At 40.8% G+C, this 12,843-nt stretch carries 14 protein-coding genes; 3 read left to right on the forward strand and 11 right to left on the reverse strand.

The features are described 5' to 3' along the window. Together TY16_RS12040 and TY16_RS12045 are read right to left on the reverse strand one after the other, a co-directional pair. The coding region (locus tag TY16_RS12040; RefSeq protein WP_155922337.1) for a heavy metal translocating P-type ATPase at window positions 1-1,185 on the reverse strand (1,185 nt) is incomplete at its 3' end. Further along, complete coding sequence (locus TY16_RS12045; protein WP_043932174.1) at window positions 1,178-1,546, reverse strand: ArsR/SmtB family transcription factor; 369 nt, start codon at window positions 1,544-1,546, stop codon at window positions 1,178-1,180. The genes TY16_RS12040 and TY16_RS12045, both read right to left, overlap by 8 nt. Before the next feature lie 633 nt (window positions 1,547-2,179). On the opposite strand from TY16_RS12045, the gene TY16_RS12050 reads away from it, so the two are divergent. The 3 genes from TY16_RS12050 (at window position 2,180) to TY16_RS12060 (ending at window position 5,562) form a co-directional block, all read left to right on the forward strand. Next, window positions 2,180-3,049, forward strand: coding sequence for a cation diffusion facilitator family transporter (locus TY16_RS12050; RefSeq protein ID WP_043932175.1), 870 nt, complete (start codon window positions 2,180-2,182; stop codon window positions 3,047-3,049). A 390-nt stretch (window positions 3,050-3,439) separates the two neighbouring features. Then, window positions 3,440-5,200 (forward strand): SulP family inorganic anion transporter, encoded by a 1,761-nt coding sequence (locus tag TY16_RS12055; protein WP_231505603.1) that lies wholly within the window; start codon window positions 3,440-3,442, stop codon window positions 5,198-5,200. Between the two features lie 23 nt (window positions 5,201-5,223). Beyond that, window positions 5,224-5,562 carry an ArsR/SmtB family transcription factor gene (locus TY16_RS12060; protein ID WP_043932177.1) on the forward strand — a complete coding sequence of 113 codons (339 nt, stop codon included), beginning with the start codon at window positions 5,224-5,226 and terminating at the stop codon, window positions 5,560-5,562. Window positions 5,563-5,643: 81 nt separating this feature from the next. On the opposite strand, the gene yiaA is transcribed toward TY16_RS12060, so the two are convergent. From yiaA to TY16_RS12105, 9 genes are all read right to left on the reverse strand, one after another. Next, a complete protein-coding gene (gene yiaA, locus TY16_RS12065; protein WP_043932178.1) occupies window positions 5,644-6,114 on the reverse strand; it encodes an inner membrane protein YiaA in 471 nt (156 codons plus the stop codon). A 169-nt stretch (window positions 6,115-6,283) separates the two neighbouring features. Further along, entirely contained in the window at window positions 6,284-6,916 is a 633-nt protein-coding gene (locus tag TY16_RS12070) for an FMN-dependent NADH-azoreductase (protein ID WP_043932179.1), read from the reverse strand. 193 nt (window positions 6,917-7,109) lie between these two features. Next, window positions 7,110-8,057 (reverse strand): ring-cleaving dioxygenase, encoded by a 948-nt coding sequence (locus tag TY16_RS12075; protein WP_043932180.1) that lies wholly within the window; start codon window positions 8,055-8,057, stop codon window positions 7,110-7,112. A 29-nt stretch (window positions 8,058-8,086) separates the two neighbouring features. Beyond that, a complete protein-coding gene (locus TY16_RS12080) occupies window positions 8,087-9,061 on the reverse strand; it encodes a ring-cleaving dioxygenase (RefSeq protein ID WP_043932181.1) in 975 nt (324 codons plus the stop codon). Between the two features lie 62 nt (window positions 9,062-9,123). Further along, window positions 9,124-9,549, reverse strand: a complete 426-nt coding sequence (locus tag TY16_RS12085; RefSeq protein WP_231505604.1) for a MarR family winged helix-turn-helix transcriptional regulator — start codon at window positions 9,547-9,549, stop codon at window positions 9,124-9,126. Between the two features lie 20 nt (window positions 9,550-9,569). Then, complete coding sequence (gene spxA, locus TY16_RS12090) at window positions 9,570-9,983, reverse strand: transcriptional regulator SpxA (protein WP_043932182.1); 414 nt, start codon at window positions 9,981-9,983, stop codon at window positions 9,570-9,572. A 513-nt stretch (window positions 9,984-10,496) separates the two neighbouring features. Then, window positions 10,497-11,282 carry an SDR family oxidoreductase gene (locus TY16_RS12095; RefSeq protein WP_043932183.1) on the reverse strand — a complete coding sequence of 262 codons (786 nt, stop codon included), beginning with the start codon at window positions 11,280-11,282 and terminating at the stop codon, window positions 10,497-10,499. Window positions 11,283-11,580: 298 nt separating this feature from the next. Beyond that, complete coding sequence (locus TY16_RS12100) at window positions 11,581-12,009, reverse strand: DoxX family protein (protein WP_043932184.1); 429 nt, start codon at window positions 12,007-12,009, stop codon at window positions 11,581-11,583. 30 nt (window positions 12,010-12,039) lie between these two features. Beyond that, window positions 12,040-12,822, reverse strand: coding sequence for a dioxygenase family protein (locus TY16_RS12105; protein WP_043932185.1), 783 nt, complete (start codon window positions 12,820-12,822; stop codon window positions 12,040-12,042). Window positions 12,823-12,843 lie beyond the last annotated feature (21 nt).

Raw genomic sequence — 12,843 nt, forward strand, 5'->3', positions numbered from 1 at the left:
AAAGGCTATGGCTTCAAGTGACCCCGCCTCTTCCAAGTGAATACCTCCCTTAATCAATACGCCATTCCGTGCGGCATTCCCTATGGCGGTTACAATCGAAACTGGGGTTGAAATAACAAGAGCACAAGGACAGCCAACAACAAGAACGGAAAGTCCCTGGTAAACCCACGTATTCCAATCAGCACCAAACAACATCGGCGGAACAACAGCAACGAGAGCCGCAACAAGCATGATAGCCGGGGTATAGTATTTTGCAAACCTATCGACAAACGCCTGTGAGGGAGCCTTTTCTGCCTGCGCCTCTTCAACAAGGTGAATGATTTTTGCTATCGTTGTATCGTCGACAAGACGCGTTACCTTTACCTCAAGCAAGCCCTCGCCATTTAATGTCCCGGCAAAAACCTCATCCTCCCGCTTCTTTTCGACAGGGACAGATTCTCCAGTGATGGCGGCCTGATTAATGGATGAATGGCCTTTGACTACTATTCCATCCATTGCCAGCTTTTGTCCCGGTTTGACAATCATAATGTCGCCAATTCTGATCTCTTCTACCTCAATCAGCCTATCGGTGCCATTCCGACGAACCAATGCTTCTTTTGGGGCAATATCCATTAGTGACCTGATTGAAGCACGTGCTTTATCCATCGAGTATTTCTCGAGCTCCTCACTAATGGCAAACAGGATGACGACAATTGCCCCTTCGCTCCATTCACCTATCAATGCCGCGCCAATAATCGCGATTGTCATGAGAGTTCTCATATCAAATTCAAGCCTTGCCAGGTTTTTAAACCCTGTCCTGAACAACGGATAACCGCCTATCAAAATCGCTATAGCAAAAAGAGCAATCGTTACGGGTGATTCCTCACCACTTAGAAATAGCGAAACATATCCTCCGGCAATAATTAGCAAGGATAGCAAGACTCGCCGGTATTTTATCCAAGATGAGAGTTTTTCTTCAGGTTCCCGTTTAGCTTTTTCAGGTATGACTTGAAGATTTTCAAACGCTCCTGCACGTTCCAATTCCTGAATTGTCGCCTCCCCATAAACAGTAAGCTTGGAGGCGCCAAAATTAACTGCTGCTTCTGAAACACCATCCAGGTGTTTAACGTTCTTCTCGAACTTTGCGGCACAGCTTGCTCAGGAAAGTCCTTCAATCCGGTATACTTGTTTCTGCGGTTCAGACACGGCTGGCCACCTCCTCCTGGTGGGCAAAGGCTATCTCCACCAGCTGCTTCACATGCTCATCATCAAGGGAGTAATAAACCATTTTCCCTTCTTTCCGGTATTTCGCTATGCCTAAATTTTTCAGGGTGCGCAAATGATGGGAAGCTGTTGCGACCGAGGAACCGACAATGTTGGCTACATCGCATACGCAAAGCTCATCTTCTGAGGCTAGTGCATAGGTAATTTTCACTCTATTTTCATCTGATAACGCTTTGAATATTTTTGCCACATCGCCAGAACTTTTTTGTTCCAGGGCGTTCTTCACACGGCTAACCTTTGGCTCATCGACACAAGTCACTTCACAAACATCATGTTCCTTCATCCGGCCACCTCATTCAAATATACGTTTGATTATATGATATTCAAATACACGTTTGATTGTCAAACAAGTTAGTTATTTATTTTAAGGAATATACTCAGAAGTAAAAATCCCTTCTCGACGGGCGAGAAGGGATTTTTATCAGTTTCAACAACTTCCTTGATTGCCTAAAAGGATAAACCTTCTTCCATTTTGATCATAATCGATTGTTACCCTTGTGGTGTAGCTCTCGATTGAGGAATCAATTGCTACTCTAATGCCATTAATTGCAGTAATATTGTCTTCTAATTCTGGCTCATCCAGAGCCAGTCCAAACCGCGGGCCGCCTCAACCAAGGCCTGCAAAGTAAATCCTGATCCCCGTTGCACCTTCATTGGTTATAACTTCCCTAAGGAAATCACTGGCCTTATCAGTGATGTTCATTTAAAACACCTCACTAGTACCTTTTCTATTAATATACCCATCAGGAAATTATCATAACTTTATGTACTCCTGGCAGCTCAATTGTTTCCCTCAGGAAAATTTCTTTCTCGTCACTTATAGAGTTCCTCAACCGCAAAAAGGTTGCCCTAGACCCACCCGATTATCAGATGGTATTGTAGTAAAGGTTGGTTTTTAGGGAGGGTTCAATTACATATGGATGAGCAAAAATACCAAAATCTTAAGCTAGGCGAACGCGGGGCCCTATTGAGCATCGTAGCCTACATACTCCTTTCTGCTTTAAAGCTTACAGTGGGATATATAAGTGATTCAGCCGCTTTAAAGGCAGATGGACTAAATAATACAACCGATATTATCGCCTCTGTTGCGGTTCTCATTGGTTTAAAGATTTCCCAGCGACCTCCCGACAAGGACCATGGATACGGGCATTGGAAAAGTGAAACGATTGCCTCCATGGTCGCTTCATTTGTGATGATTGCCGTTGGCATACAGGTGTTAGCGGATGCTCTTGGATCAATCTTTCAGGAAGGCAAGCAGGCGCCAGACATGATTGCCGCCTATACAGGTCTTTTCTCTGCATTTGCCATGTACCTTGTCTACCTTTATAACAAAAGGCTAGCAAACAAAATCCAAAGCAAATCTGTAATGGCTGCTGCCAAGGATAATCGTTCCGATGCCTGGGTTAGTATTGGAACCGCGATTGGAATATTCGGTTCCCAATTGAACATGCCATGGCTTGACACAGTGACTGCTTTTATCGTTGGTTTATTGATTTGCAAAACCGCCTGGGACATTTTCAAGGAGGCTTCCCACGAACTTTCGGATGGATTTGATGAAGAGAAAATCCAACTATATAAAGATGTCATTTTAAAAGTGGATGGTGTCAAAGGCATAAAGGAAATTAAGGGAAGAAACTATGGAAATAATGAAGTCATTGATTGCGTCATCCTAGTCAACTCAACGCTTGATATAAGAGCAGCTCATGATATTGCCACACACGTTGAGAAAATTATGATGGAGGAGCATGGTGTTTACGATGTCCATGTTCACGTGGAACCAAACTAGAGAAGAAGTTAACAGATTTGTTAACTTCTTTTTTCATAGCATCAGGACGCTTTCGGTTTTGAATTTGACGGCTGACCAATTTACCTTTCTTTTGTCATTGGGCATGTTTCTCATGCCTTCGCAACTCGAAATGATGCCAATACGGCTCATTGGACACATTTTGTATGTCTCCAAAACCTGAAATGTTGCCAATACGACTTATTGGGCACGTTTCGCATGTCTCCTCAACCTGAAATGTTGCCAATACGACTTAAGCATTCTATTATCCCTCTAAAACTTTTCCGCGATGATTTTAAAGTAGTGTATTGACTTTTTGAACTGGCGGGAGTAAATTCATTATATTATATTCAAAAAATCAAATATATAAATATTCAAATGAGGAGTGTTAATGTGCGTCGGCAGGAGCTATTTTTTACAGGGAGATATAAAGACTACTCCCTTCAGTCATTCCGGAAGGATCTTATTTCCGGAATTGTAGTTGGTGTAATCGCCATACCTCTTGGAATGGCATTCGCAATCGCCTCTGGCGTAAAGCCGGAATACGGAATTTACACCACAATCATTGCCGGTATTCTTATCTCACTTCTTGGCGGCTCCAAGTTTCAAATTGGCGGTCCGACCGGTGCTTTCATTCCGATTTTGTTTGGAATTGTCTCCGTCTATGGTTTCGAGAACCTGCTAATTGCCGGCTTTATGGCTGGAATCATGCTTTTCCTGATGGGTGCCCTCAAACTCGGTTCGTTAATTAAATTTATTCCTAAGCCAGTTACTATCGGATTTACAGCAGGGATTGCGGTTATAATTTTCACTGGCCAAATTCCGAATTTCCTTGGCTTGAGCAGTGTGGAAAAGCATGAATACTTCTTTAGCAATATTAAAGAAATCTTTATCCATATCGAGACATTGAGTTTTTTAAGCATATTGACAGCAGCGATCTGCCTTGGCGCTGTGCTGCTCACACCGAAACTTTTTCCGAAGATTCCCGGCCCGCTGATTGGGTTAATTGTATCGACACTGGCCGCTACATTTTTCTTTCCTGGCCAGGTTGCGACAATCGGTTCGACATACGGCGAAATACCGAATTCCCTTCCGGAGTTTCACTTGCCTGAAATCAGCATGGAAAAAATTCAATACCTTATCAAACCAGCATTCATTATTGCGATCCTTGGAGCAATTGAATCACTGTTGTCAGCGGTTGTGGCAGATGGCATGTCGGGGACCAGGCATAATAGCAACCGGGAGTTGATGGGTCAGGGTATTGCCAACATGATTACACCGTTTTTCGGGGGAATTCCAGCGACTGGTGCACTTGCTCGTACAGCTACCAATATTAAAAGCGGTGCTGTTTCACCACTATCAGGAATTATCCATGGATTTGTAGTATTGCTCGTCCTGGTTCTGTTTGCACCTTTTGCCTCAAAAATCCCGTTGGCAAGCATGGCGCCGATTCTGATGGTCGTTGCCTGGAATATGAGTGAAAGACATGTATTCCAACATATAGTAAAAACAAAAACCCAGGATTCTCTAATTCTGCTAGTAACATTTTTTTTAACAGTGTTTGTTAATTTGACTGTCGCCGTAGAGGTCGGTCTTGTACTTGCGGTTATTGCTTTTATTAAACAAATGAGCGAAGCCCTTGTCACCGCAAAGGTCCTTCCCGATCCAAACCATAAACATCATAAAGTAGACAGCCAGGTTGTTACGAATTCGCATGATTGTCCGCAAATAAGTATTTTCAGCGTTGAAGGCCCTCTTTTCTTTGGCGCAGCCCAGACATTCGAACAAACCATTCTGAATACCATCAATTTAAGACCAAAGGTACTGCTCTTAAGGCTGGGAAAAGTACCTTATATGGATACTACTGGTGAAGCTCATCTAGCGAGCATCGTGAAGGACTTTTCCAATCATGGTATTGTCCTTATTAGCGGAATCAGGCAAGAGCCAAAGGAATTGTTGATTAAAACCGGACTTTATGATGTGATAGGTAAGGAACACTTTTTCGAACATACTGGGGATGCAATTGAATATGCAATGTCGCACCTGAACAAGAATGCTTGTCTTGGGTGCAGGCATCTAGCCTTTAGAGAATGTGCATCTCTATCAAGTATAAAGGAACCAGTAGGGAGCAAAAGGCAAATCGCCGCAACATAGCTCTGTTGTTAGGAGGTTATTAGTTGAATCTTGAAATGCAGCAATTTAAGGCAGATTTCTTCAAAGCACTAGCCCACCCACTCAGAATAAGGGTCCTTGAACTTCTTGCAGACGGGGACAAAAGCGTTAATGAGCTCCAAAGCCTTTCCGGCACAGAAGGATCAGCTATTTCCCAGCAGTTGATGATCCTCCGGGCTAAAAATATCGTCACTGGGACAAAGGACGGCAACCGGGTCATTTATTCACTCCGCGATCCTTTGATTGTTGACCTTCTGGCAGTTGCCCGGCAAATTTTCAACAACCACCTTGTGGATGCCAAAAACCTGCTCGATAAGCTGAACGATATTAATGAGAATTCGTAATACTGAAGCACTAAAAAAAAAGGCAGCTGACGCTGCCTTTTTTTTAGTAGCCGTACTCTCCTAAAGATTAAACATGCTTAATTATTCTCTTTCTCTTGCCCTATGTGTATCCCTAATATTCTTTTGTACCGTGATGGCTGCAAATAGACTAAGCACATACGCCATACCGTAAAATCCCTTTTCGCTTAAAACAATACTTCCCGCATTGTATAAACCGATGGCCATTAAAGAAATAGCCACAATAACTGCGAACCAGCTAATCCCATAATATATATTTGTGACAGGTATTCCCTCTTCTTTATCCCTTACAGCCTTTTGCAAGGAAACGGCAGAGTAAAGACCAAATACCAAAACTGCAAAGTAATAACCTTTCTCGTTCAGTTGCATCCCTGCGTTATATAGCCCTATGAGATAAGCCGTTACACCCACTAACAATGCGGCCCAGGAAGCACCTACGAAAGCTGAAGTTGGTTCCCCTTCTCTCCGTTCTGCTTTCCTTTTGGTGACAACTTGTTTTTCTTTATCTAATAGCACCTCTTGTTCATTAGCCATCGAATGTTTCCCCCATCCTATTTTCTAAATATTATTATATAGGAATTTTTTACAAAGGGTAGATGGTTTTTCCTTAAATTCCGAATAAATAAAGCAATAGTTGTCACCATTATAAAAAGAGCTAACTGGAAGCAGGTTCCGGTTAGCTCTTAGAAAATCTCTTATATTATTAAACTGCTACTGCAGATAATTTTTTTGCAGCTTCTTTAACTTTTTCCATTCCTTCAGCAATGATTTTATCAGCTTGGTCAGGTGCAGAAGCATGTCCTTCAATGACAACCTCATCAATGATTTGCATACCGAATACGCCGCCGGCAATATTCTTAATATAGTTAACCGCCATTTCCATTCCAGCTGCTGGGCCTTCGGAATAGATACCACCACGAGCGCTAAGAATGATTGCTTTTTTATCAGTCATAAGCTGGACTGCCTGGCCGTTTTCGTCATATTTGAAAGTAAAACCTGCCTCATATACATAATCAATAAATGATTGAAGCTTTGCAGGGATTGTCATGTTCCATAGTGGGAACGCAAATACAACGACATCTGCTGCTGTTAAAGCATCCTTTGCTTTTTGTTTTGCTGCCAAAATTCGTTTTTCAACATCTGTAAGTTCTTCGCCAGATTGAAGCTTGCCAAATGCATTGAAAAGATCCTGTCCAAAGTACGGCATATCTTCAGCAAAAACATCAAAAGTTGTTACATTAACACCTTCAAGATTTTCGATGAAAGTCTCATACATCTTGCTTGATACAGCTTCAGAAGCCGGTCTGTTATTTGCTTTAACTACTAATACGTTCATTTATTTTTTGTCTCCTCTTTTATAAGTAATTAAGATATATTTGTATTATATATCTCGATTTAAAAATATATTAAAATAGCATTAAAGTCAACTAAAATAAACTCTCCTTATTATTCCACATAGTTTACATCTCTATCCTGAAGTAATAGTACCGGTGGTTTATTTGGTTTTTATCTACATGGAAAAATGCGCCTCATTTTTTATCTTCCTCCAGAATACGCATCTCCACAGACGGCAGAATTTCTTTCAGCTCTTGCCGCTTTGATTCAAACCATGTTGGAAGCATCAATTTTCTTCCAAGTTCATCATTTGGTTCATCGACCGTAAAACCAGGCTGGTCGGTAGCTATTTCAAAAAGAATCCCGCCTCCTTCATGGAAATAGATAGCTTTAAAGTAATTGCGGTCCCTAATTTCTGTTGGATTGTATCCCATATCCTCAAGAAGTGACCTCCATCGGTTATGGTCTTCTTCATCACTTGCTCTCCAGGCTATATGGTGTACAGTCCCGGCACCCATCAGCCCTCGAACTGATGGAGTAAGCTTTATATCAATTGTATTGCCAATGTCGGCATCAGCCTTAAACCGAAGGAATGAATCCTCTTGGCCAATTAATTGAAGTCCAAGGACATGTTCAAGTACATCAGCCGTTTTATTTGGCTGTGCCGAAATCAATGTAGCGCCGCCAAATCCTTTAATAGCAACGTCAGGACGAATTTCGCCAAAACTCCAATTATTAACTGGTCCTTCGGTTCTTTCTACTAATTCAATTTCAAGGCCATCAGGATCCTGAAAGCTTAAATATTTTTCACCAAATCGAATAGACGTATATGTCTTTATCCTGAATTTCTTGATGCGAGCTTCCCAAAAGGATAGTGAATCTTTTGGGATGATATAACTTGTTGAGCCTACCTGACCAGTACCAATACGGCCCTTCAACTGTTTTTCCCACGGAAAGAAGGTGATAACAGTTCCCGGTGCACCCGATTCATTTCCAAAGTATAAATGATACACTTCCGGGCGGTCGAAATTGATTGTCTTTTTTATTAGCCTCAATCCAAGTACGCCAGAGTAAAAATCAATCGTTCTTTGTGCATCATTCACCATTGCGGTAATATGATGAATACCAGCTGTTTTTTGCATAACTGCTCCCCTCCAAGTTAAATTTAGTACTATTTATTATTAGCAAGGACGAGTGAACTAGATTCTTTGTCTAAATTTCTTATTTCGATAGGAATGACAGACCTTTCTATTTTATCCCGATATGGCTCATACTGTTCTGGAAGCATCAATTGCTGCCCCATCGTCTCATAAGATTCGTCATGAGCAAATCCTGGAGGGTCAGTTGCAATTTCAAAAAGTATTTTTCCATGCTCCCTAAAATAAATCGCGTTAAAGTAATTACGGTCCCGAACTTCTGTGACCCTAAACCCGTGGCCTTCTACATAATCCTGCCATTCAAGCTGATCCCGGTCATCAATAGCCCGCCAAGCAATGTGGTGGACGGTTCCTACTCCCATTTGGCCGCGGCCAACAGGGGTTAATTTCAAATCAATGATGTTCCCAATATCTGCAGTAGAACGGAAACGGACCATATCGCTTTCCTCGGCAATTCGTTCTAATCCCATTACCGTTTCCAGCAGCTCAGCTGTCTTTTTTGGCTGAGCCGAGAGTAAGGTTGCTCCTCCAAATCCTTTAATGGCAACTTCAGGCGTTATATTTTCAACCGACCAGGTGTTAACCTCTCCTTCTTCTCTTTCAACTAATGCGAGACGCAACCCATGCGGGTCATCAAATTCCAAAGATAACTCCCCAAAGCGAACCATTTTTATAAACGGTATATTAAACTTTTCCAGCCTTTCCTCCCAAAACTCAAGGGCTCCCTTAGGAACGACATAGGATGTGATGCTTACCTGCCCATCTCCTATCTTTCCTTGAGATGCACCGACCCATGGAAAAAACGTAATGATTGTTCCTGGTTTTCCACCTTCATTGCCAAAATACAGATGATAAGTACCTGGATCATCAAAATTCACAGTTTTTTTAACTAACCGCAATCCTAAAACCCCTGCATAAAAATCCGCGTTTTCTTGTGGATGGCCTACAATCGCAGTTATATGGTGTATACCCATTGTTTTCTTACTCACTTAAAGCACTCCTTTTTACTATTTTAAAGATTCTAGAATTCAAGATATTTTCCAAAAACATATTATTCAATTTTGGCATTAACTTTCTTTAAAAGTTTTAAGAATGTCTCTGCCTCTTCAGGAGTCAAAACTCCACACAGGTCATCAACCATTTCCAGATACTTCGGCATGATCGTATCCATCAGGTTAAGCCCATCATCAGTTAATGAAACATGTATCGCCCTGCGGTCATTAGGGCAATCACTTCTTTTTAACAGGTCCCGCTTTTCTAATTTGTCTATCACATACGTCATCGAGCCGCTTGAAATTAAGACATTCTGGCAAATTTGCTGGATTGTCAATGTACCTTTTTGGTAAAGGACTTCCAACACTGAAAACTCTGTTACAGTTAATTTGCTCTTCAGCATTTCTTCTCTTACTTTCTCTTGAATTCCTTTTGCAGTTTTCATCAAAACAATAAACGGTTGATTTGGATATCTTCTTTCCACTTCACTCACAACCTATCCTATTAATAGTTTCTATGCACATGATCTTCCGTTGGCTTAGGGTCATCATAAATGAAGGTCTTGAGCTTTCGAGGCAGGAATCTGCGTATTTCTTCTTCGTTAAAGCCTACATTCAATCTTTTTTCATCCTTGATAATTGGCCGTCTTAACACAGATGGGTTTTCCTCTATAATTTTATATAACTCATGCAGTTTAAGGGATTCCACATCTATGTCAAGCTTCCTGAATGCTTCAGATTTTATCGATATAATTTCATCAGTTCCTTCTTCAGTTAGGCGAAGGATTTCTCTTATTTCTTCTATACTCAGCGGTTCCTTGGTAATATTTCGCTCAACATAATCAATATGATGCTCCTCCAGCCACGCTTTTGCTCTACGGCAGGAAGTACAACTTGTAGAAGTATATAAATTCACCATGTATTACCACACTCCTTAGAAATTCATATATCTCAATTAAATATATCTTTAATTCGAGATAATTATATGACTTATTGGAAATAAAGTCAATCTTTTAAGTTGAATTTTTATAGGCGTTAAATCTTCCTACTGATTGACACTCCAGGCCTACATACAAACTACTTAGGAATATCCGAGGAGTCTCGAAACTACCATTTTCATCTTAGTAAAAACATACTATTCTTGTTTAAATAAAATTCCCAAGTGATTGGCTTAATTCGGATAAATTAATTGTTTTTTTGGAGTACATGAAACAACTGGAACCAGTGAATCCCCTATCCTGAGGCTTAAGTATCACTACTAAAAATAACTGTCACTTCCAACTATCCTCCGTAGGTGAGTAATATTAGTTGGAATAGAAAAAGAGACTGCCGTAAGTTGATTTATACCAACCTTACTCCAGTCTCTTTCTATTATACCTGTAAATAAAAACTATCTTTAAAACCTTTTAGTAATTGGTTTTTTGATAACTGCCTAATATTTAAAAGATTGCCCACCATCAATTGGCACAACAGCCGCATTAACAAATCCTGCTTGATCAGACAAAAGAAAGGCAGTTAGGTAACCTACTTCCTCCGGTTTACCAAAACGTTTCATTGGGTTTGGCTCAACAAACGATTTCCCTACTTCTTCCCAGCCTTCTTCACCGCCAATTTGTTTTAATGACCCTTCAACCATAGGTGTCATAATTGCCCCTGGTGCTATTGCATTAATTGTAATACCGTATTGACCGTATTCAATTGCAGAGTTACGGGTTAATCCTACTACACCATGCTTACTTGCCGCATAACCTGATTGGTTGCCAACACCTCGAATACCACCAACTGAAGCAGTATTGACAATGTGGCCACTCCCATTTTCTTTCATCACTTTAAGAACATATTTCAACCCATAAAATACGCCATTCAAGTTAATTTCAACAACTTTACGGAATTCATCAGACCCGAAATCTTCTGTTAGATTTTGTTTTCCCTCAATCCCGGCATTATTGAAGAAACCATCAATAGTACCAAATGTTTGTACTGTTTTGTCTACATAGTTTTTTACTTCCTCTTCGTTAGCCACGTTTGCCTTTACTAGAAGAACTTCCGCATTAGGTGCTACACTTTTAACCTCACTTTTTGTTTCTTCTAACCCCTTTTCATTTAAATCAACCAAAGATAGCTTTGCCCCCTCTTTAGCTACCTGTAAAGCAACAGCACGACCTAAACCAGATCCTGCTCCAGTAATAAGTACAACTTTCTCTTCAAATCTTTCCATGTATGTCATCCCTCTCTGCTGTATTTTCGAATCCATATACCTTTAATTAAATTATAATTAATTAATATATATTTAATTCGAGATAAATATAACTTATTACAGTCTCTCAATCAACTTATTTGCTTGTTCAAATGCGAAAATTAATTGCAATCCTTGTTATAGGTGCTTAATCTGGTCTCTTATTAAACCAATATTCTAAAACATAGCATACCCTTATCAATAAAAAAGAACCGCAAAAAGCGGTCCTGTTTGGATGAAAGAAGCAAATTATAAATGCACTTCAATTTTTAAAATTTAATTATGCAGCAGCCTTATTGCCAGTCTTTTCAGGCTTTCTTGAGAATATCTGATCAATCGATAGAAGACTGCTTCCGTTGATTGCAAGGAATATCGCCATTGCAAGGAAAGCCAAATCCAATTCATATCCAGCCATTTGCCCGTTCCCTAAAAACCCAACCGCAAATTTAACTTTGACTATTGCACCAACGAGTACAAGAGATAAAAGGGCAGATACAATCTTGGTTCCCAATCCAATTACCAACAGAATTCCGCCAACCAACTCGATTGTTGCGACTGCATATGCAACAAATCCTGGAATTCCAATGCTGTCAAACCAGCCAACAGTGTTTTCGATTCCTCCCTGGAACTTTGATAGCCCGTGTATAAAGAAGCTTATCCCAAGAACTACTCGTAATATCAATGTACCTACTTCAATTCGATTTTCCATTTTCTTTTCCCCCTACTATTTTTTCTTTATTTATCCAAATTGCCACACGCTATGGCTCAAGTTCCCATAACGGTAGCTGCGGTGTAACAATTTTGCAGTTTGATGATTGTCCGCTGCTCCCATTGCATAAAAAATTGGGATAAAATGTTCATTCCCATATGGCGGTACTGCTAGGTTAGCCGCCGGTGCAAGTGTTTCGTATTGGAACAAGGATTCCAGGTCCCAATTCTCGATGTGATTGGCAAGCCACTGATCAAAGGCATAAGCCCACTCATCTTGTTCCCCATGGTCCTTGGCCCAGTTTAACGCTCTAAGGTTGTGGACTGTTCCTCCGCTTGCAATGATGAGGATGTCTTTCTCCCGAAAATGTGCCAAAGACTTTCCAATCTTATATTGCTCCTCGGGCGAAAGATGCCTATTGACAGACATTGAAATGACAGAAACATCTGCATTTGGGTAAAGCATTCTTAGAACCACCCAGGCGCCATGGTCAAGCCCGCGCTTCGAATCTATATGAAAAGGAATTCCTTCGCTTAGAAACAGAGCTTCAATCTCGCCTGAAACATCGCTGTTTCCCTTTGCAGGATACTGAATGCGGTAGAGCTCTTCAGAAAATCCGCGGAAATCATAAATGGTACTATATTCTTTCACATTGCTTACTTCCTGCACATTGGACTCCCAATGGGCGGAAAACAATACAATTGCTTTTGGGCGCGGCAAGGCTTGTCCAAGGGTTTTCAGGAACTGGGTATACTCATTATTTTCAATTGCCAGCATTGGTGAACCATGAGCTATAAACAATGACGGAAGCATAGGGTCATCTCCTCAATATGT

Origin of the sequence: Bacillus sp. EB01 (assembly GCF_000613125.1) — a bacterium.
In the GTDB taxonomy this organism is placed as follows: Bacteria; Bacillota; Bacilli; order Bacillales; family Cytobacillaceae; genus Bacillus_D.

Excerpts from the sequence above, each read along its gene's own strand:
- TY16_RS12045 (WP_043932174.1), bottom strand. The coding sequence starts at position 1,546 with ATGAAGGAACATGATGTTTGTGAAGTGACTTGTGTCGATGAGCCAAAG.
- TY16_RS12050 (WP_043932175.1), top strand. The coding sequence starts at position 2,180 with ATGGATGAGCAAAAATACCAAAATCTTAAGCTAGGCGAACGCGGGGCC.
- yiaA (WP_043932178.1), bottom strand. The coding sequence starts at position 6,114 with ATGGCTAATGAACAAGAGGTGCTATTAGATAAAGAAAAACAAGTTGTC.
- TY16_RS12070 (WP_043932179.1), bottom strand. The coding sequence starts at position 6,916 with ATGAACGTATTAGTAGTTAAAGCAAATAACAGACCGGCTTCTGAAGCT.
- TY16_RS12075 (WP_043932180.1), bottom strand. The coding sequence starts at position 8,057 with ATGCAAAAAACAGCTGGTATTCATCATATTACCGCAATGGTGAATGAT.
- spxA (WP_043932182.1), bottom strand. The coding sequence starts at position 9,983 with ATGGTGAATTTATATACTTCTACAAGTTGTACTTCCTGCCGTAGAGCA.
- TY16_RS12095 (WP_043932183.1), bottom strand. The coding sequence starts at position 11,282 with ATGGAAAGATTTGAAGAGAAAGTTGTACTTATTACTGGAGCAGGATCT.
- TY16_RS12100 (WP_043932184.1), bottom strand. The coding sequence starts at position 12,009 with ATGGAAAATCGAATTGAAGTAGGTACATTGATATTACGAGTAGTTCTT.
- TY16_RS12105 (WP_043932185.1), bottom strand. The coding sequence starts at position 12,822 with ATGCTTCCGTCATTGTTTATAGCTCATGGTTCACCAATGCTGGCAATT.